The sequence below is a fragment of the Cellulosimicrobium sp. TH-20 genome (genome assembly GCF_002105775.1).
GTDB classification, from domain to species: domain Bacteria; phylum Actinomycetota; class Actinomycetes; order Actinomycetales; family Cellulomonadaceae; genus Cellulosimicrobium; species Cellulosimicrobium funkei.
Map to the genome: position 1 here is coordinate 1494858 of NZ_CP020857.1, position 17783 is coordinate 1512640.

Genomic DNA, 17783 nt, shown 5'->3' on the forward strand with positions numbered 1-17783 from the left:
GGATCGGAGATCCGCAGATGTCTGCTGACCAGACCCTCGCCCCGGCCGTCCGGGTGCGAGGCATCGAGAAGTCGTACGGCGACCTGCGCGTGCTGCGCGGTGTCGACCTCGAGGTGGCGCGCGGGAGCATCGTCGCGCTGCTCGGGTCCAACGGTGCGGGCAAGACGACGCTCGTGCGGATCCTGTCCACCCTGCTCGCGCCGGACGCGGGGACCGCGGCCGTCGACGGGCACGACGTCGTCGCCCAGCCCGGGCAGGTGCGCGAGTCCATCTCGCTGACGGGGCAGTTCGCCGCGGTCGACGAGGTGCTCACCGGGCGGGAGAATCTGGTGCTCGTCGCCCGCCTGCGGCACCTGGCCGACCCGGGCCGCGTCGCGGACGACCTGCTCGCCCGGTTCGCCCTCACCGACGCCGGGGCCCGCCGCGCCGGGACCTACTCGGGCGGGATGCGGCGCCGGCTGGACATCGCCATGAGCCTCGTCGGCGACCCGTCCGTCATCTTCCTCGACGAGCCGACGACGGGCCTCGACCCGCAGGCCCGCAACGAGGTCTGGGCCACGGTGCGCGAGCTGGCCCGGGGCGGCACCACGGTGCTGCTCACCACCCAGTACCTCGACGAGGCCGAGCAGCTCGCCGACCGGATCGCGATCCTGCACCGCGGGACGATCATCCAGAACGGCACCCTGGCCGAGCTCAAGGCCCTGCTGCCCCCGGCGACCGTCGAGTACGTCGAGAAGCAGCCCTCCCTCGAGGACGTGTTCCTCGCGCTCGTCGGCGACGCCGGCGACAGCGCCCCCACCGCGGACCGGACGAGCGTCGACGGCGCCCGCCCGGCAGGAGAGGAAGCCCGATGACCACCCACGCCCTGGCCGACACCCGAGCCCTCACGGGCCGCTCGCTGCGCCACGTGCTGCGCAGCCCCGACACGATCATCACGACCGCCGTGACCCCGATCGCGCTCATGCTCCTGTTCGTCTACGTGCTCGGGGGCGCGATCGACACCGGGAGCGGCGGGTCGTACGTCGACTACCTGCTGCCCGGCATCCTGCTCATCACCGTCGCGTCGGGCGTCGCGTACACGTCCTACCGGCTGTTCCTGGACCTGCAGGGCGGCATCGTCGAGCGCTTCCGGTCGATGCCCGTCGCCCGGTCCAGCGTCCTGTGGGCGCACGTGCTCACCTCGCTCGTGGCCAACCTCGTCTCCGTGACGCTCGTCGTCGGGGTCGCGCTCCTCCTGGGGTTCCGCACGAGCGCGTCGGTGGGATCGTGGCTGGCCGTGCTCGGCATCCTCGTCCTGTTCGTCCTCGCGCTGACCTGGCTCGCGGTCGTCGCCGGGCTCTCGGCCAAGACGGTCGACGGCGCGTCGGCCTTCAGCTACCCGCTGATCTTCCTGCCGTTCGTCAGCTCGGCGTTCGTCCCGACGGACAGCATGCCGGGGCCGGTCGCGTGGTTCGCCGAGAACCAGCCCGTCACCGCGATCGTCGACACCCTGCGGTCCCTCTTCGCCGGCCAGCCCGTCGGGAGCGACATCTGGGTCGCGCTCGCGTGGCTCGTCGGCATCCTCGTCCTTGCCTATGCGTGGGCGACGGCGATCTACCGGCGCCGCGTCGGCTGACGACCGACCGGGACCGACGCCCGAGGGGCCGCGAGCGGGAGACCGCGCGCGGCCCCTCGGGCGTTCCCGCACCGTGCGGCCCGGAGCCGGCGGGCGGACCTTCGGTCCCGCCCCGTCGCGACCACCGGCCCTGTCCGGGACGCCGCCCGGCCGCGAGGATCGAGGGCGTGCAGACCCTCGCCCAGGCGGTGACCACCCAGTCGGAGGCGGCCCGGGAGAAGGTGCTCCTCGCCAGACGCCCCGGGCGCTACCTCGTCGCGGCGATGCTCGCGGGCGCGTACATCGGCGTCGGCGTCGTGCTCATGGTCGCGACGGCGGGCCCGTTCCTCGCCGCCGGGGCGCCGGGCGAGCGGCTCGTCGCCGGCGGCGTGTTCGCCGCGGCCCTCACCCTCGTCGTCTTCGCCGGGGCCGAGCTCGCCACGTCCGCGATGATGGTCCTCACCCAGGGCGTCGCCACGCGCGCCGTCCGGGTGCGCGACGCCGTCGCCACGCTGGGCCTGTGCCTCGTCGGCAACCTGGCCGGGTCGATGCTCTTCGCCTGGGCCGTCACGCAGGCGGGGGTGCTGCGCTCGAACGCGGCCGCGGGCGAGATGGTCGCCTCGATGCTGCGGGCCAAGGCGCACGAGACCGGGGGAGAGCTGTTCTTCCGCGGCGTGCTGTGCAACGTCCTCGTGTGCGCCGCGATCTGGGCCTGCGGGCGCCTGCGCTCGGAGGCGGGCAAGGCGGTCATCCTGTTCTGGGGGATCCTCGCGTTCATCGCGTCCGGGTTCGAGCACGTCGTCGCCAACATGACGACGTTCTCCCTCGGGCTCTTCGGCGACCTCGGCCCGACGACGTGGGCCGACTTCGGCCGCAACCTCACCTGGGTGGGCCTCGGCAACCTCGTCGGCGGGGCCGTCGTCGTCGGGCTGGCGTACGTCGTCGTGGCCGGTCCGCGGGCGCGCGTGCTGCCGGAGGTGTGACCCCGGCGTCGGTCGTCACGGTCCGCAGGGCGGGACGGGCTTGGCCGGGGCGTGGGACGCGTGCCTATCATCGACCGACCCACAAGCACCCGGCGGGCCGTTGAGAGAGACGGAGGCCGGCGACAGATGGAGCAGCACGTGGCACTTGTCGTGCAGAAGTACGGCGGTTCGTCCGTCTCGGACGCCGAGAGCATCAAGCGGGTGGCCAAGCGCATCGCCGAGGCGAAGCGGGCCGGGAACGACGTCGTCGTCGTGGTCTCGGCGATGGGCGACACGACCGACGAGCTCATCGACCTCGCCCAGCAGGTCAGCCCCCTCCCTCCGCAGCGCGAGATGGACATCCTCCTCACCGCGGGCGAGCGCATCTCGATGTCGCTGCTCGCGATGGCGATCACCAGCCTCGGCGTGAAGGCGAAGTCGTTCACCGGGCAGCAGGCCGGTCTCATCACCGACGCGGTGCACGGCAAGGCGCGCATCGTCGACGTCGTCCCGACGCGCGTGCGCGAGACCCTCGACCGCGGCCAGGTCGCGATCGTCGCGGGGTTCCAGGGCGTGACGCAGTCGACGAACGACGTGACGACGCTCGGTCGCGGCGGGTCGGACACGACCGCCGTCGCGCTCGCGGCCGGTCTCGACGCCGACGTGTGCGAGATCTACACCGACGTGGACGGCGTGTTCACGGCCGACCCGCGCATCGTGCCGTCCGCGCGCAAGATCGACCGCATCACGTACGAGGAGATGCTCGAGATGGCGGCGAGCGGCGCGAAGGTCCTCGCGCTGCGCTGCGTCGAGTACGGCCGCCGGTACGGCGTCCCCATCCACGTGCGCTCGTCCTTCAGCGGCAAGGACGGCACCTTCGTCAGCGCGGACGCGTACACCGCGCGCCCCGGCGCGAGCGCCGCCTCCCCGGCCGGCACCGCCGGCAGCACCGCAGACCTTCCCGAGGAGACCGTCATGGAAGACCCGATCATCTCCGGCGTCGCGCACGACCGCAGCGAGGCCAAGATCACCGTCGTCGGCGTGCCCGACGTCCCGGGCACGGCCGCGCGGATCTTCGAGGTCGTCGCGGGCTCGGGCGTGAACATCGACATGATCGTGCAGAACGTGTCGGCGGCCCGCACGGGCCTCACCGACATCTCGTTCTCCCTGCCCGAGGGCGACGGCCCGGCCGCGATGTCCGCCCTCTCGGCGCTGCAGGCCGAGATCGGGTTCGACTCGCTCCAGTTCGACGACCAGATCGGCAAGCTCTCGCTCGTCGGCGCGGGCATGAAGTCGCACCCCGGCGTCTCCGCGAAGCTGTTCGGCGCGCTGCGCGACGCGGGCATCAACATCGAGATGATCTCCACCTCGGAGATCCGCATCTCCGTCGTCACGCGCGAGGACTCGCTCGACGACGCGGTGCGCGCCGTGCACACCGCCTTCGAGCTCGACGCCGCCGACGGCGAGGCCGTCGTCTACGCCGGCACCGGCCGCTGACCCGACGCAGGAGAGGACCCACCATGAGCACCCAGAGCACCCCCGGTCTACACCTCGCCGTCGTCGGCGCGACCGGCCAGGTCGGCGCGGTCATGCGCCGCCTCCTCGAGGAGCGCGACCTGCCCGTCGCGAGCGTCCGCTACTTCGCGTCGGCGCGCTCCGCCGGGTCGACGCTCCCGTGGCGCGGGACCGACGTCGTCGTGGAGGACGTCGCCGCGACCTCGACCGAGGACCTGCGCGGGATCGACGTCGCGCTCTTCTCCGCGGGCGGCGCGACGTCGAAGGCGCAGGCCGAGCGGTTCGCCGCCGCGGGCGCCGTCGTCATCGACAACTCCTCCGCGTGGCGCATGGACCCCGACGTCCCGCTCGTCGTCTCGGAGGTGAACCCGGGCGCGCTGCGCGAGGCGCGCAAGGGCATCATCGCCAACCCCAACTGCACGACGATGGCCGCGATGCCCGTCCTCAAGCCGCTCGCGGACGAGGCCGGGCTGGAGCGCCTGGTCGTCGCGACGTACCAGGCCGTCTCCGGGGCCGGGCTCGCCGGCGCGGAGGAGCTGCGCGCCCAGGCCGTCGCGGGCGCGGCGGCCGAGGGCACGGGTGCCGGGCTCGTCGGGCTCGTGCACGACGGCGGCGCGGTCGCCCTCCCCGAGCCCACCGTCTTCCCGCGCAACGTCGCGTTCAACGTCGTCCCGCTCGCCGGGTCGATCGTCGACGACGGGCAGGAGGAGACGGACGAGGAGAAGAAGCTCCGCAACGAGTCCCGCAAGATCCTCGGGCTGCCCGAGCTCGCCGTCGCGGGCACGTGCGTGCGCGTCCCCGTGTTCACCGGGCACTCGCTCGCGATCCACGCCGAGTTCGGCGCCCCGATCACGCCCGACCGAGCACGCGAGATCCTCGCTGCTGCTCCCGGCGTCGCGCTCGCGGACGTCCCGAACCCGCTGGAGGCGGCCGGCAAGGACCCGTCGTTCGTCGGTCGCGTCCGCACCGACCAGTCCGTCCCCGGCGGACGCGGCCTCGTGCTGTTCGTCTCGAACGACAACCTCCGCAAGGGCGCCGCGCTCAACGCGGTGCAGCTCGCCGAGCTCGTCGCGCAGGACCTGGACGGCGTCCGCGCCGCGTTCGCCCCCGCCCTCGCGAGGTAGAGCCCCGGTCCCGCGAGGTAGAGCCCTGGTCCGCCGAGGTAGAGCCCTGGTCGTGACCAGGGCTCTACCTCGCGAGCAGGGGGTGTCAGCGGGGTGCGCTCAGCCCTCGACGAGCCGGGCCATGTCGTCCCCGTCCGCGAGGCCCACGATGTTGCCGGCCGGGTCGGTGAACCAGGCGCCGTCGCCGCCCTCCATGAAGCCGCGTGCGATCCCCTTCTCGTCCTGGTCGAACCCTTCGTAGCGCTCGAACGTCACGCCCTTCGCGGTGAGCTCGTCGACGACCTGGTCCACGTCGTCGACGGTGAGGTGCATGACCGTGAAGGCGGCCGGCCGATGGTCCTCCTTCGGGTAGACGAACACGTCCGAGCCGCCGCCGAGGTGGAGCACCAGACCGTTCCCGCCGTCGAGTGCCGTGACGGGGAGCCCGAGGGTGTCCCCGTAGAACGCGCGCGCCGCGTCGAGGTCGTCCGCCGAGAAGCTGGAGAACCCGCGCCTGATGGTGACCATCGTTGCCTCACTCCTTCGGGACCGCCGGCGGCCGGAGGGCGGGGCCCGCCGCGGACGCCGGATCCTCCCAGCGTCCCACCGCCGGTCCGCCGTGGGTACCGCCCGGGGCGGGTGAAGGGAGCGGGTCAGGGCGAGCGTGCGGGCGCGGGGCGGGTCCCGAGCGTCGGTGCGAGCACCCACAGGGCCGTGGCGGCGAGCACGTGCCAGACGGCGTGCCCCGGGAGCGCGAGGCCGAGCGCGCCGTCGGCGTCGCACAGCGGCCAGCCCGGTCGGGTCAGGGTCCCCACGGTGCCGCCGACGGCGAGCAGCACGAGCGCGACGACCGTACGGCGTCGGACGGCGGGCCGTCGCCACGCGCGCGCGGCGCTCGCGGCCACGGCGACGCCCGCCGCGACCACCTGGGCGGCGGTGGACGCCGGCACCGGGAAAGTCGCGAGCACGACCCCGAGCAGGGTCGGCGCGAGCCACCACCACGTCCGCAGGCGACGCCCGGTGAGGTCCGCGACGGCGTCGGCGGCGACGAGCGCGAGCGCGCCGAGCAGCGGCGGGTCGTGCGCGACGGGGTTCCACGACGGCGACGGCCCGTGCTGCACCACGGAGCCCACCCCGATGAGGGCGACCAGCACCCCGAAGGCCACGCGCAGGCGCGACGCCGCACCCACGGCGTCGGCCACGCCCGGGGCTGGGTGCGTCCTGGTTCCGGACCGCCGCGCCGCCACCACGACGGCCGCGCCGGCCAGGACGAACGCGAGGCTCGTCCACGTGCTCAGCGGCTCGGCCCAGGGCGTCCCGCCCGCGAGCTCGCACGCTCCGCCCACCCCGCCTCCTCCGCCTCGCGGTCCGCCGGACGGGCCCGACCGGCACCGGCCCTGCCACTGACATCCCCCATCGTTCCGCCCGGCGTCGGTCGCCGCGCGTCCGGACGAGGGGTTGCGCCGGGCAGCCCATCTGTGGTTCATTACTCAAGTAATGAACCACAGAACGCGCGAGGCGGGAGAGGATGGGACCCATGTTCGACGGACCTGAACCCATCTACCTCCAGATCGCGCAGATGATCCGTGCGCAGGTGCTCGCGGGGGAGCTCGCGGAGGAGGAGCAGGTCATGTCCACGACGCAGTTCGCGACGACGTTCCGGATCAACCCGGCGACGGCAGCCAAGGCGTTCGCCGGCCTCGTCGACGAGGGCGTCCTCTACAAGCGGCGCGGGCTCGGCATGTTCGTCGCACCCGGCGCGCGCGAACGGCTGCTCGCCGAGCACCGCGCGCGGTTCTTCGACGAGGTCCTCGACCCCGCGCTGGCGCAGGCGGACCTCCTGGACATCCCGGCCGCCGAGATCGTCGAGCACGTCCTCGGCCGCCCGCGGCCCGCCGGTCCCGGGACCGGCGACGCACCCCGTACCGGCCCCGACACCGACCCCACCCCGAGGTGAGACCCGTGACCGCCCGGCCCACCAGCCACCCCACCGACCTCCCCGCCGCGACCGCGCCCTTCGGCGCCGAGGTGCGCGACGTCGTCGTGCGGTACTCCCGCGGCGACGACCCCGCGCTCGACGGCGCGACCCTGACGATCCGGCCCGGCGTCATCACCGGCCTCCTGGGCCGCAACGGCGCCGGCAAGACGACGCTCGCCGCCCTGCTCGCCGCGTTCCGGCGCCCGACGTCGGGCACGGTCCGCGTCGGCCTGGACGGCGAGCTCGAGGACCCGTTCGAGAACGTCTGGGCGACGATGCACACCCAGCTCGTGCGCGAGAGCGGCGACGTGGGGGAGTCCGACAAGGCGCGCGACACGCTCGAGTACTACGCCGACGTGCGCCCGCACTGGGACGCCGACCTCGCCGGGCGCCTCCTCGACACGTTCGAGGTGGACGTCCGCAAGAAGCCGAACGAGCTCTCGCGCGGCAAGCGCTCGGCGCTCGGCGCGGTCGTCGGGCTCGCCGCCCGCGCGCCCCTGACGATCTTCGACGAGGTCTACCTCGGCATGGACGCCCCGAGCCGCTACGCGTTCTACGACGCGCTCGTCGCGGACTACGCCGAGCACCCGCGCACGATCCTGCTCTCGAGCCACCTGATCGCCGAGGTCGAGCGGCTCTTCGAGGACGTCGTGATCATCGACCGCGGGCGGGTCCTGCTCGCCGAGAACGCCGACGACGTCCGCGCGCGCGGCGTCAGCCTCACCGGGCCGGCGGACGTGGTCGAGCGCCACACCGCGGGCCGGGAGGTGCTCGCCCGGCAGCGGCTGGGCAGCACGGCCCAGGTCACCCTCTTCGGCGCGTTCGCCCCCGACGAGCGGGCCGCGGCCGCCGCGGCCGGGCTCGAGGTCGGGGCGGTGCCCGTCCAGGACCTGTTCGTCCACCTCACGCGCAACGACCGCACCGAGGACGGCGCGCTCGCCCGCACCCGCACTCAGGAGGCACGATGACCGCCACGACCCCGCGCGCCGCGGAGCGCCGCGCGCTCGAGAAGGCCGCCCACCGGCGCGGCGTCCGCGCCGTCGCCTGGTACTTCATCGGCGGTACCTGGTACGTCGGCGTGTGGTTCTGGCTCATCGCGCTCGCCATCGGGGCCCTCGTCCTGTGGATCATGCTGCGCAACGACGACGTGAGCATCGAGGGCGTGGGCGGCGTCGCGGGCTCGGCAAAATTCTTCCTCTTCGTCATGGGCATCCTCCTGCCGCTCATGTCGATCGCGCTGCACGTCGCCGCCGGCGGCACGCGGCGGTCGTACACGCACGGGCTGTGGATCGGCGCCGCCGTCTCCGGGCTCACGTTCGGGATCGCGACCGCGCTCGTGCGGTGGGCGGAGTGGGCGCTGTTCCGCCGGGCCGGCTGGCCGACGGAGCAGGACCTCACGCAGCTCTACGCGGACGGGTCCGAGGTCGGGCTCATGATCCTCGTCGAGGGCACGTTCTGCGTCGTCTACTACCTCGCGGGCATGGTCGTCGCCGCGGGCTTCTACGGCTTCGGGTTCCTGCGCGGCGTGCTCCTCGTCGTCGCGTCGCTCGCGACCGTCGTGGTGAGCGAGGTGTTCCTCCGCTCCGGGTTCTTCGGCCACGCGCTCTCGCGCGTCGTCGGTCTCGACGGCACCCCCGTCTGGCTCGCCGTGCTCGGCGGGCTCGCCGGGGTCGTGCTCGCCGCACTGCTCCTGCGCGTCGTCCTGCGGGGCGTCGCGATCCGTCCGGTCGAGTTCGCGGGCACCGCGAGCGCCTGACCGGCAGCACCCTCCCGACCGCATCCCCACCCGTCCGGGCGGCGCACGGCGCCGTCCGTGGGTGCCGCACACCCTCCTGGAGGTCACCATGAGCACCGCAGCACCGCCCCCGGGCGGCACGACGGCGACGTCGCCCGCCCCGCCCACCGGCCGCACGGCCGGGCCCGCCCCGGTCGTCGAGATCCGGAACCTGCGCAAGACGTACCCGGGACCGCAGGGTTCCGGCACGCGCACCGTCGCGGTCGAGGACGTGAGCCTCACCGTCCGGCAGGGCGAGATCTTCGGCATCCTCGGGCCCAACGGGGCCGGCAAGACGACGACCGTCGAGTGCCTCGCCGGGCTGCGCCAGGCCGACGGCGGCACGGTGCGCGTGCTCGGCGTCGACCCGCAGGCCGACCCCGCCGCGGTGCGCGACGTCGTCGGCGTCCAGCTCCAGGAGGCCGCGCTCAACGAGAAGATCACGGTCGAGGAGGCGATGCGGCTCTTCGCGTCGTTCTACGCGTCGCCCGGCGACGTGGAGGAGCTCCTCGACCTGCTCGACCTCGCCGCGCACCGGCGCGTCGCGTTCGCCAAGCTCTCGGGCGGGCAGAAGCAGCGCCTGTCGATCGCGCTCGCGCTCGTGGGGAACCCGCGCGTCGCGATCCTCGACGAGCTGACCACCGGGCTGGACCCGGCGGCCCGCCGCGCGACGTGGGAGCTCGTCGAGCGCGTGCGCGACCGCGGCGTGACGATCCTGCTCGTCACGCACTTCATGGACGAGGCGGAGCGCCTGTGCGACCGGCTCGTCATCATCGACCGCGGCCGGGTCGTCGCGCAGGGCACGCCCGCGGAGCTCGTCGACTCCGTCGACACGTCGCGCACCGTGCGCCTGCGCGTGCCGCCCGCGGACCACGACCTCGCGCTGCACACGATCGCGGGGCTCGCGGACGTCGAGCGCGTCGAGGCGTCGCCGAGCGGCGGGCGCGAGATCGAGGTCACGGGCTCCCGGCGGGTGCTGCCCGCCGTCGTGCTCGCGCTCGCCGAGCAGGAGGTCGTGCCCGACGACGTCCGGACCGTCTCCCGCACGCTCGAGGACGTCTTCGTGGCCGTGACCGGCCGCACCTACGACCCGGACGCGACCGACGTCTCGGACGCGACCGACGCCCGGCCGACCCGAGGGGAGTCCCGATGACCGCCACGACCCTGACCCCGTCCGCCGTGCCCGTCCGCCGCAGCAGCGGCTGGCGCGGGTTCGGCGTCCTGCTCGCCACGGAGGCGCGGCTCTGGCTGCGCGACCCGGGGACGGTGTTCTTCGCGCTCGTGTTCCCGACCGTCCTGCTCGTCGGGGTCGGGTTCGCCATCCCCGGGATGCGCGTGCCGATCGAGGACGCGCCCCCGCCGTGGGGCGGGCTCACGCCCGTCGCGCTCTACGCGCCCGTGGTGCTCGCCGCCGCGATCGCGACCCCGGCCCTGACGACCATGCCGGTCTACTTCGCCACGTTCCGCGAGAAGGGCCTGCTGCGGCGGCTGTCGACGACGCCCATGCGCCCGCAGGGGATCGTCGTCGCGCACCTCGTCATCAACCTCGTGGCCGTCGTGGTCGCGTCGGCCGTCGCGCTCGTCGTCGGGCAGCTCGTGTTCGGCCTGCCGGCGCCGCAGAACGCGGCGACGGTCGTGCTGGCGTTCGTCCTCGGCGTCGCGTCGATGTACGCGCTCGGCACCCTCGTCGCGGCGCGCGCACCCAAGGCGAGCACGGCGTCCGCGATCGGGACGCTGATCTACTTCCCGCTCCTGTTCCTCTCCGGGCTGTGGACGCCGGGGCCGATGATGCCGGAGGCCGTGGCGCAGGTCGGCAGGTTCACGCCGCTCGGCGCCGCGTCGCAGGCGATGACGGCGGGGTGGTTCGAGGAGGGCTTCCCCACGGTGCAGGTGGTCGTCATGGTCGTGTGGACGGCCGTGCTCCTGCCGCTCGGCATCCGGCTCTTCCGCTGGAGCTGAGGCGGGACCGACCGCGGAGCCGGGCCCTCGGCCCCGTCCGCGCCACCGCTCGGCCTCGTCCGGGTGGCGGCCCGGCCCCGCGGGCGTGGCCGCCGGAGCGCCCCTAGCCTGACCGGCATGAAGCCCTTCCTGCTGCTGGCGTCCCGGGCGGAGGACCCGGCCGCGGACGGCGAGCACGCGGCGGTGCTGCGTCACTCCGGCCTCGCGCCGCACGAGCTGCACCGCGTGCGGATGGAGGCGGGCCCGCTGCCGGCGATCGACCTCGACGCGTACTCGGGGTGATCGTCGGCGGCAGCCCGTTCGACTCGTCGCGGCCCGAGGCGGAGAAGTCGGCGACGCAGCGCCGGGTCGAGCGCGAGCTCGCGCCGCTCCTGGACGAGATCGTCGAGCGCGACGTCCCCTTCCTCGGGGCGTGCTACGGCGTCGGGACCCTCGGCCTGCACGAGGGCGCGGTGCTGGACGACACGTACGCCGAGCCCATCTCGCCCGTGACGATCCGGCTCACCCCGGAGGGCCGGGCCGACCCGCTGCTCGCGGGCCTGCCCGACGCGTTCGAGGCGTACGTGGGCCACAAGGAGGCGGTGCGGGAGCTGCCGCCGCACGCGGTGCTGCTCGCCACGTCGGACGCGTGCCCGGTGCAGATGTTCCGCGTCAAGGAGAACCTCTACGCGACGCAGTTCCACCCGGAGCTCGACCTGGAGGGCATCCTCACGCGCATCGGCGTCTACCGGGACTACGGCTACTTCCCGCCCGAGGCTGCGGGCGACGTCGAGGCGGCCGTCCGGCGCGGCGACGTCCGGGAGCCCCACCGCATCCTCGCCACTTTCGTCCGCCGCTACGCAACCGACTGAGACCGAGCCGGTCCCGCTCCCCGCAGGTCGAGCAGGTGGTCGTGGTCCGTCCTGCCGCCAGGACGGACCACGACCACCTGCTCGGCGGAGCGTGTCAGCGGGTGGCGGGCGCCGGGTGGGGGGCGTCGGCGGGTGTCGGGTCGGCCGCTGCCTCCGCCGCTACGGCGCGGCGGTGCGCCCGCACCGACCAGACGACGGCCGCGGCCCAGACGACCGCGACGAGCGCCAGCACGACGCCCTGGACCGCGCTGCTCGCGTCCACCCAGTCGGAGCGCAGCAGCGTGCGGACGTTGGTGAGCACGATGACGCCGCCCACGGCCGAGCCGAGGATCCGGGGCGGGAGCATCCGCACGAGCCACGCCGCGATCGGCGCGGCGACGAGCCCGCCGAGGAGGAGCGCCACGACCCACGTCAGGTCGATCCCCTGCGAGCCGAGCGACCAGAGGAACCCGAGCGACGCGGCGACCGCGACGAGGAACTCGCTCGTGTCGACGGACCCGATGACCTTGCGGGGCTCGATCCGGCCCGACGCGAGCAGGGCGGGCGTGCCCACCGGGCCCCAGCCGCCGCCGCCCGTGGCGTCGACGAAGCCGGCCACGAGGCCGAGCGGCGCGAGGAACCGCTTGCGCAGCGGCAGCCCGAGGCGACCCGTCGGCAGCCCGGCGAACGTGAAGCGTGAGAGCACGTAGACGCCGAGCGCGAGGAGCAGCAGCGACATGACGGGGGCGGCGACCTCGGTCGACAGGTTCGCGAGGAACGTCGCGCCCGCGAACGCCCCGAGCGCGCCCGGCACGCCGATGCGCAGCACGACCTTCCAGTCGACGTTCCCGAACCGCCAGTGCGCCGCGCCGGACGCGAGCGTCGTCCCGATCTCCGCGAGGTGGATCGTCGCCGACGCCGCCGCGGGGTTGGTCCCGATCGCGAGCAGGAGCGTCGTGGACGTCACGCCGTACGCCATGCCGAGGCTGCCGTCGACGAGCTGGGCACCGAGGCCCACGAGGGCCAGCAGGACGAGGGTCCGCACCGGGGCCTCCTTGCTCGGGCCGTCGGGAGGGTCCCGACGTGTCCTGACAAGGTTGACCGGACGGGTCCACTATGTGAAGCGCCGACCGCATCGTGGGCCAGTGTTAACGGGAGCGTCCCGTCAGGGGTTCTCCCACGCGTCGGCGCGGGCCGCGAGCGCGTGCACGTCGTCGGGCAGGTCGCGGCGCACGACGTCGTCGATCGTCACGCGGTCCAGCACGTCGCGGACGCTCGCGCGCAGGGCGATCCACACCTCGAGCAGGCCCGCCGCGGAGCCGTCGTACTCGAGGCTCGGGGGGCGCTCGTCGCGGACCGTGACGAGGGGGCCGTCGACCGCGCGGAAGACGTCGGCGAGCGTCACCTCGGACGCCGGGCGCGCGAGGCGGTGGCCGCCGGAGCGCCCGCGGACGCTCGCGACGATCCCGGCCCGGCGCAGGTCGCCGAGGATCCGTTCGAGGAAGCTCACCGGGAGGCCCTGACCCGTCGCGAGGTCCTCCGCCCGCACCGGGTCGCCGTGCGGCGACGCCGCGAGCTCGGCGCACGCCCGCACCGCATAGTCCGCCTTCGCCGAGACACGCATGAGGACATTGTGCCGTGCGCGGGTCTCACCCCGGGGCGCCGCTGCCCCTCGCGACCCCTTCCCCCCTACGCTGTGACGCGTGGACGTGCACGAGCGCAACAACGTGCGGGTCATGGGGGCGCAGGACGGCCCGACGATGGTCTTCGCGCACGGTTTCGGCTGCGACCAGTCGATGTGGCGCTTCGTCGCGCCCGCTTTCGCGACGGACCACCGGGTCGTGCTGTTCGACCACTCGGGGTGCGGGGCGTCGCACCCGACCGCGCACGACGCCGTCCGGCACGCCGACCTCGCGGGCTACGCCGCGGACGTGGTGGAGATCGTCGAGGCCGTTGGACCCGGGGACGGGCGCGGCCCCGTGGTGCTCGTCGGCCACTCGGTGAGCGCCGTGATCGCGCTGCTCGCGGCGGCCGACCGCCCGGACCTGTTCGACCGGCTGGTGCTCGTGGGCCCGAGCCCGCGGTACGTCGACGACGACGGCTACCGCGGCGGGTGCACGGCCGAGGAGATCGACGAGCTCCTGGAGACGATGGACGCGAACTACCTCGGCTGGACGCAGGTCATGGCGCCCGTGATCGCCGGGAACCCGGACCGCCCGGCGCTCGGCGACGAGCTCGCTGCGGTGTTCCGGCGCAACGACCCCGCGATCGCGCGCCAGTTCGCGCGGGCGACGTTCCTCGGCGACAACCGGGCCGACCTGGCGCGCGTGCGCACGCGGAGCCTCGTGGTGCAGAGCCGGGAGGACGTCATCGCGCCGCCCGAGGTCGGGCGCTACGTGCACGAGCACCTGCCCGGCAGCGACCTCGTCGTCATCGACTCGGTGGGGCACTGCCCGAACCTCTCGCACCCGGACCTCCTCGTGCGCGCGATGCGCGACTGGCTGGGCGCCGCCTGATGGCGATGTCCCGGGCCGAGCGCTGGGCGCTCGCCCCCGTCGCGCTGCTCCTCCTCGACACCGAGGCGCGCGTCCTCGACGCCAACGACGAGTTCCTGCGGACGATCGAGGTCCCGGACGTCGAGGCGGTCGCGGGCCGCCGGCTGGCGGACCTGCTCACGGTGGGCGGGCGCATCTTCTGGGAGACGCACGTCGGCCCGCGCCTGCACATCGAGGGCCGCGTGGACGAGGTCGCGGTCGAGCTCCGCACGCCCGGGGGTCGCGAGCCCGTGCTGCTCACGGCGATCGAGCGCGAGGCGCGCGGCGAGCGGCTGATCGAGGTCGCGATGCTGGGCGCGCGCGAGCGGTCGCGGTTCGAGCACGAGCTCGTCGAGGCGCGCCGCGCGGCGGAGGAGGCGGAGCGCCGGGTGCGGCTGCTGCACGGCGTCGCGGCCGACCTCGCGAGCGTCGCCGGTCTCGACGGCGTCGCGTGGGTCCTGCTCCGCGCGGCCGTCACGATGCTGGGCGCGGGCGACGCCGCGCTGTGGACGGCGCAGGAGCGCGGCCCGCTGCGGCGGTGGGGCGGCGCCGTCGGCGTCCTGGCGCCGTCGATCGACGAGCTCACCGAGGCGACGGTGCGGGACGACGGGACGGTCGTCGTGCCGCTGCGCACCGCGGGCGCGCTGCTCGGCGTGCTCGCGCTCGAACCACGTCGCGCCGCGGGTTCCGACCCCGTCGACCTGGGCACCGCCGCCGCCGCGGGCCAGCTCGCGGCGCTCGCGCTCTCGCGCGCGCGGGTCCACGAGCAGAGCGTCTCGGTCGCGAGCGAGCTCCAGGGCGCGATGCTCTCGGACGGGATCGTCGCCGACCCGCAGGTCGAGGTCTCGGCGTGCTACCGCCCGGGCGTCCACGACCTCCAGGTCGGCGGCGACTGGTACGACACCTTCCGGGTCGCGCCCGACGTCGTCGCGCTCAGCGTGGGGGACGTCGTCGGCCGCGGGCTCAAGGCGGCGACGTCGATGGGGCAGCTGCGCACCGCCGTCCGGGCGGCGTCCGACACGGGGCTGCCGCCCGAGGAGGTGGTCGAGCGCGTCGACCGCTTCGTCGACCGGACGGGCACGGGCTTCATGGCGAGCCTGGTCTACGGGGAGCTCGACCTGCGCGCCGGGGTGCTGCGCTACACGTGCGCGGGCCACCTGCCGCCCCTGCTCGTGCGGGCCGGCGGCTCCGCGGCGTACCTGTGGGAGGCGCGGTCGACGCCGCTTGGCGTGCGGGGCACGACGCCGCGCGTCGCCAAGGCGGTGCGGCTCGCCCCGGGCGACCTCCTGCTGCTCTTCACGGACGGCGTGGTCGAGCGCCGCGACCGGCCGCTCGCGCTGGCGCTCGACGAGCTCGCGGACGTCGTCACGCGCGCCCTCGACGTCGGCCTGCGCGACGACCGGCTGCTGGAGGCCGTCGTCTCGCGCGCGCCCGAGGACGACGACGCGTGCCTGCTCGCGGTGCGCTGGCTCGGTCCCGCCGAGGACGGACGGGCGGTGCCCGACGCTCCGGCCGCCGCGTCAGCGGACGAAGAACGGGGCGGCTGAGGGGTCGGCGAGCCGCGCGAGGGCGTGGTCGAGGCGCTCGGTCGACGAGCGCGCGACGTCGTCGGGCAGGGCGTCCGGGGCGAACCACGCGACGGCGAGGGACTCGTCGTCCGCGACGTGCGCCGCCGCGGCGGCCGCCGGCGACACCGGGCGGCACAGGAACGCCAGGTCGAGGTACTGCGACCGGTCGCCGTTCGGGTACTCCATCGGCTCGGTGACCGTCACCGCGACGAGCGCGTCCACCACGACCTCGACGCCCGTCTCCTCGAGCACCTCGCGCGCGAGCCCGACCGCCGGGTCCTCGCCCGGCTCGAGGATCCCGCTGATCACGGCCCACTGGCCGGAGTCGGCGCGCTGCCCGAGCAGCACGCGGCCGGCGTCGTCCACGACGACGCCCGACACCCCCGGCATCCACAGCAGGTCGGTCCCGACACGGGAGCGGAGGGCGGCGACGAAGTCGGGGATCGGCATGCCCCGAGCGTAGGCGCTGCCCGACCGGCCCGTGAGACGGGCCGTCCGCCCCTCGGAGCCGCTGTGCTACGGTCGGCTCGTGACTTCTCAGTGGTATTGGCGCTTTACGCAGGCTCCCGGTGGGGCCGTGCGGGCGTCAGCCTGACCACAGATCACCACCCGGAGCCAGCACAGGGCCTTGGACGCGGACCGCGTCCGGGCCCTTCGTCGTGAGACGGGCCGCTCCGGGACCACGGGCGGCAGCAGGCCGGTGGAGCGCCGCTGGGCATCCCGACTCACGGCGTTCCCCAGACCCCGCCGCACAGACCAGGAGCCCCCCGTGACCAGCACCACCACCTCGCCCGAGACCGCGACGACCGACGGCGCGACGAGTACCGTCGACCCCGTGGACAGCCCCGAGCTCCAGGCCCGCACGAGCGACCTGCGGGTCCGCGCGCTCGACGCCCTCCCCGCGCCGCGCGCCATGCTCGCCGACCTGCCCCTCGGCGCGACGCGCAGCGACCTCGTGACGACGTCGCGCCGCGAGGTCCGTGACGTCCTCGCGGGCGACGACGACCGCCTCCTCGTCATCGTCGGCCCCTGCTCGGTGCACGACCCCGAGGCCGCGCTCGAGTACGCGGGGCGCCTGGCCGCCGTCGCGCACGAGCTCGCGGACGACCTCATGGTCGTCATGCGCGTCTACTTCGAGAAGCCGCGCACGACCGTGGGCTGGAAGGGCCTCATCAACGACCCGCACCTCGACGGCTCGCACGACGTGCACCACGGCCTGCGGCTCGCGCGCGAGGTGCTGCTCGGCGTCCTCGACGCCGGCGTCCCGGCCGCGTGCGAGTTCCTCGAGCCGACGAGCCCGCAGTACATCGCCGACGCGGTGTCGTGGGGCGCGATCGGCGCGCGCAACGCCGAGTCGCAGGTGCACCGCCAGCTCGCCTCGGGGCTGTCCATGCCCGTCGGGTTCAAGAACGCGACCGACGGCGACGTGCAGATCGCGGTCGACGGCTGCATCACCGCGGCGAGCGAGCACACGTTCTTCGGCATGGACTCGCTCGGCCGGGCCGCCGCCGTGGAGACCGCGGGCAACCCCGACTGCCACGTCATCCTGCGCGGCGGGCGCTCGGGTCCCAACTACGGGGCCGACGACGTCGCGGCGGCGCTCGCGGTCGCGCGCACCTCGGGTCGCGGCGGGGTCACGGAGCACGGGCTCGTCGTCGACGCGTCGCACGGCAACTCCGGCAAGAGCCACGTGCGCCAGGCGGAGGTCGTGCGCGAGGTCTCCGCGCGGCTGGCCGAGGGCGAGCAGGGCATCACGGGCCTCATGATGGAGAGCTTCCTCGTGGCGGGTGCGCAGAAGCCCGCGCCGAGCGGCCTCGTCTACGGGCAGTCCGTCACGGACGCGTGCATCGACTGGGACACGACGGCCGACCTCCTGCAGGAGCTCGCGGCGGCGGTCCGCGCCCGGCGCGCGCTCTGAGCGGTGCCCGCGGGACGAGGACCCATCCGTCCGCGCGTCGGCGCCGAA

At 74.7% G+C, this 17783-nt stretch carries 18 protein-coding genes and 1 pseudogene; 14 read left to right on the forward strand and 5 right to left on the reverse strand.

Going from position 1 to position 17783, the window contains the following annotated elements; translation table 11 throughout:
- Window positions 1-17 precede the first annotated feature (17 nt).
- The 5 genes from B8281_RS06685 (at window position 18) to B8281_RS06705 (ending at window position 5195) form a co-directional block, all read left to right on the forward strand.
- Window positions 18-854, forward strand: coding sequence for an ABC transporter ATP-binding protein (locus B8281_RS06685; protein ID WP_085387298.1), 837 nt, complete (start codon window positions 18-20; stop codon window positions 852-854).
- Entirely contained in the window at window positions 851-1615 is a 765-nt protein-coding gene (locus tag B8281_RS06690; protein WP_085387299.1) for an ABC transporter permease, read from the forward strand. The genes B8281_RS06685 and B8281_RS06690 overlap by 4 nt, the downstream gene beginning before the upstream one ends.
- A 167-nt stretch (window positions 1616-1782) precedes the next feature.
- Entirely contained in the window at window positions 1783-2577 is a 795-nt protein-coding gene (locus tag B8281_RS06695) for a formate/nitrite transporter family protein (RefSeq protein WP_034652057.1), read from the forward strand.
- Between the two features lie 138 nt (window positions 2578-2715).
- Complete coding sequence (locus B8281_RS06700) at window positions 2716-4053, forward strand: aspartate kinase (protein ID WP_043654409.1); 1338 nt, start codon at window positions 2716-2718, stop codon at window positions 4051-4053.
- A 23-nt stretch (window positions 4054-4076) separates the two neighbouring features.
- Entirely contained in the window at window positions 4077-5195 is a 1119-nt protein-coding gene (locus B8281_RS06705; RefSeq protein ID WP_085387300.1) for an aspartate-semialdehyde dehydrogenase, read from the forward strand.
- Between the two features lie 99 nt (window positions 5196-5294).
- Here the strand turns inward: B8281_RS06705 and B8281_RS06710 are convergent, their stop codons facing one another.
- Both B8281_RS06710 and B8281_RS06715 read right to left on the reverse strand, forming a co-directional pair.
- On the reverse strand, window positions 5295-5702 hold the full coding sequence (locus B8281_RS06710; RefSeq protein ID WP_085387301.1) for a VOC family protein: 408 nt from the start codon (window positions 5700-5702) through the stop codon (window positions 5295-5297).
- A gap of 125 nt (window positions 5703-5827) precedes the next feature.
- A complete protein-coding gene (locus B8281_RS06715) occupies window positions 5828-6520 on the reverse strand; it encodes a hypothetical protein (RefSeq protein WP_085387302.1) in 693 nt (230 codons plus the stop codon).
- Window positions 6521-6711: 191 nt separating this feature from the next.
- On the opposite strand from B8281_RS06715, the gene B8281_RS06720 reads away from it, so the two are divergent.
- The 6 genes and pseudogenes from B8281_RS06720 to B8281_RS06745 all read left to right on the forward strand — a co-directional run bounded on the left by B8281_RS06720 (window position 6712) and on the right by B8281_RS06745 (window position 11736).
- Entirely contained in the window at window positions 6712-7131 is a 420-nt protein-coding gene (locus tag B8281_RS06720; protein ID WP_031316974.1) for a GntR family transcriptional regulator, read from the forward strand.
- Window positions 7132-7136: 5 nt separating this feature from the next.
- Complete coding sequence (locus B8281_RS06725) at window positions 7137-8120, forward strand: ATP-binding cassette domain-containing protein (protein WP_085387303.1); 984 nt, start codon at window positions 7137-7139, stop codon at window positions 8118-8120.
- Window positions 8117-8908 carry a hypothetical protein gene (locus B8281_RS06730; protein ID WP_085387304.1) on the forward strand — a complete coding sequence of 264 codons (792 nt, stop codon included), beginning with the start codon at window positions 8117-8119 and terminating at the stop codon, window positions 8906-8908. The genes B8281_RS06725 and B8281_RS06730 overlap by 4 nt, the downstream gene beginning before the upstream one ends.
- 88 nt (window positions 8909-8996) lie before the next feature.
- A complete protein-coding gene (locus B8281_RS06735; RefSeq protein WP_085388647.1) occupies window positions 8997-10079 on the forward strand; it encodes an ABC transporter ATP-binding protein in 1083 nt (360 codons plus the stop codon).
- Window positions 10076-10885 (forward strand): ABC transporter permease, encoded by an 810-nt coding sequence (locus tag B8281_RS06740; protein WP_043654394.1) that lies wholly within the window; start codon window positions 10076-10078, stop codon window positions 10883-10885. Before B8281_RS06735 ends, B8281_RS06740 begins: the two co-directional genes overlap by 4 nt.
- Window positions 10886-11002: 117 nt before the next feature.
- Window positions 11003-11736, forward strand: a pseudogene (locus B8281_RS06745) (glutamine amidotransferase).
- A 94-nt stretch (window positions 11737-11830) separates the two neighbouring features.
- On the opposite strand, the gene B8281_RS06750 reads toward B8281_RS06745, so the two are convergent.
- Both B8281_RS06750 and B8281_RS06755 read right to left on the reverse strand, forming a co-directional pair.
- Complete coding sequence (locus B8281_RS06750; protein ID WP_085387305.1) at window positions 11831-12760, reverse strand: sulfite exporter TauE/SafE family protein; 930 nt, start codon at window positions 12758-12760, stop codon at window positions 11831-11833.
- Between the two features lie 120 nt (window positions 12761-12880).
- Entirely contained in the window at window positions 12881-13339 is a 459-nt protein-coding gene (locus B8281_RS06755; RefSeq protein ID WP_034652034.1) for an Rrf2 family transcriptional regulator, read from the reverse strand.
- Window positions 13340-13418: 79 nt separating this feature from the next.
- Between B8281_RS06755 and B8281_RS06760 the strand changes: the two genes are divergently transcribed.
- Window positions 13419-14231 (forward strand): alpha/beta fold hydrolase, encoded by an 813-nt coding sequence (locus tag B8281_RS06760; RefSeq protein WP_085387306.1) that lies wholly within the window; start codon window positions 13419-13421, stop codon window positions 14229-14231.
- Complete coding sequence (locus tag B8281_RS06765) at window positions 14231-15796, forward strand: PP2C family protein-serine/threonine phosphatase (protein ID WP_085387307.1); 1566 nt, start codon at window positions 14231-14233, stop codon at window positions 15794-15796. The genes B8281_RS06760 and B8281_RS06765 overlap by 1 nt, the downstream gene beginning before the upstream one ends.
- Here the strand turns inward: B8281_RS06765 and B8281_RS06770 are convergent.
- Window positions 15770-16267, reverse strand: a complete 498-nt coding sequence (locus B8281_RS06770) for an NUDIX domain-containing protein (RefSeq protein ID WP_034652029.1) — start codon at window positions 16265-16267, stop codon at window positions 15770-15772. The two genes, B8281_RS06765 and B8281_RS06770, sit on opposite strands and share 27 nt — an antisense overlap.
- 385 nt (window positions 16268-16652) lie before the next feature.
- Between B8281_RS06770 and B8281_RS06775 the strand changes: the two genes are divergently transcribed.
- Entirely contained in the window at window positions 16653-17735 is a 1083-nt protein-coding gene (locus B8281_RS06775) for a 3-deoxy-7-phosphoheptulonate synthase (protein WP_034652063.1), read from the forward strand.
- Window positions 17736-17783: the final 48 nt, after the last annotated feature.

Coding starts and splice junctions, on each gene's coding strand:
- B8281_RS06770 (WP_034652029.1), bottom strand. CDS start 16,267: ATGCCGATCCCCGACTTCGTCGCCGCCCTCCGCTCCCGTGTCGGGACC.
- B8281_RS06720 (WP_031316974.1), top strand. CDS start 6,712: ATGTTCGACGGACCTGAACCCATCTACCTCCAGATCGCGCAGATGATC.
- B8281_RS06710 (WP_085387301.1), bottom strand. CDS start 5,702: ATGGTCACCATCAGGCGCGGGTTCTCCAGCTTCTCGGCGGACGACCTC.
- B8281_RS06740 (WP_043654394.1), top strand. CDS start 10,076: ATGACCGCCACGACCCTGACCCCGTCCGCCGTGCCCGTCCGCCGCAGC.
- B8281_RS06755 (WP_034652034.1), bottom strand. CDS start 13,339: ATGCGTGTCTCGGCGAAGGCGGACTATGCGGTGCGGGCGTGCGCCGAG.
- B8281_RS06690 (WP_085387299.1), top strand. CDS start 851: ATGACCACCCACGCCCTGGCCGACACCCGAGCCCTCACGGGCCGCTCG.
- B8281_RS06685 (WP_085387298.1), top strand. CDS start 18: ATGTCTGCTGACCAGACCCTCGCCCCGGCCGTCCGGGTGCGAGGCATC.
- B8281_RS06705 (WP_085387300.1), top strand. CDS start 4,077: ATGAGCACCCAGAGCACCCCCGGTCTACACCTCGCCGTCGTCGGCGCG.
- B8281_RS06765 (WP_085387307.1), top strand. CDS start 14,231: ATGGCGATGTCCCGGGCCGAGCGCTGGGCGCTCGCCCCCGTCGCGCTG.
- B8281_RS06730 (WP_085387304.1), top strand. CDS start 8,117: ATGACCGCCACGACCCCGCGCGCCGCGGAGCGCCGCGCGCTCGAGAAG.
- B8281_RS06735 (WP_085388647.1), top strand. CDS start 8,997: ATGAGCACCGCAGCACCGCCCCCGGGCGGCACGACGGCGACGTCGCCC.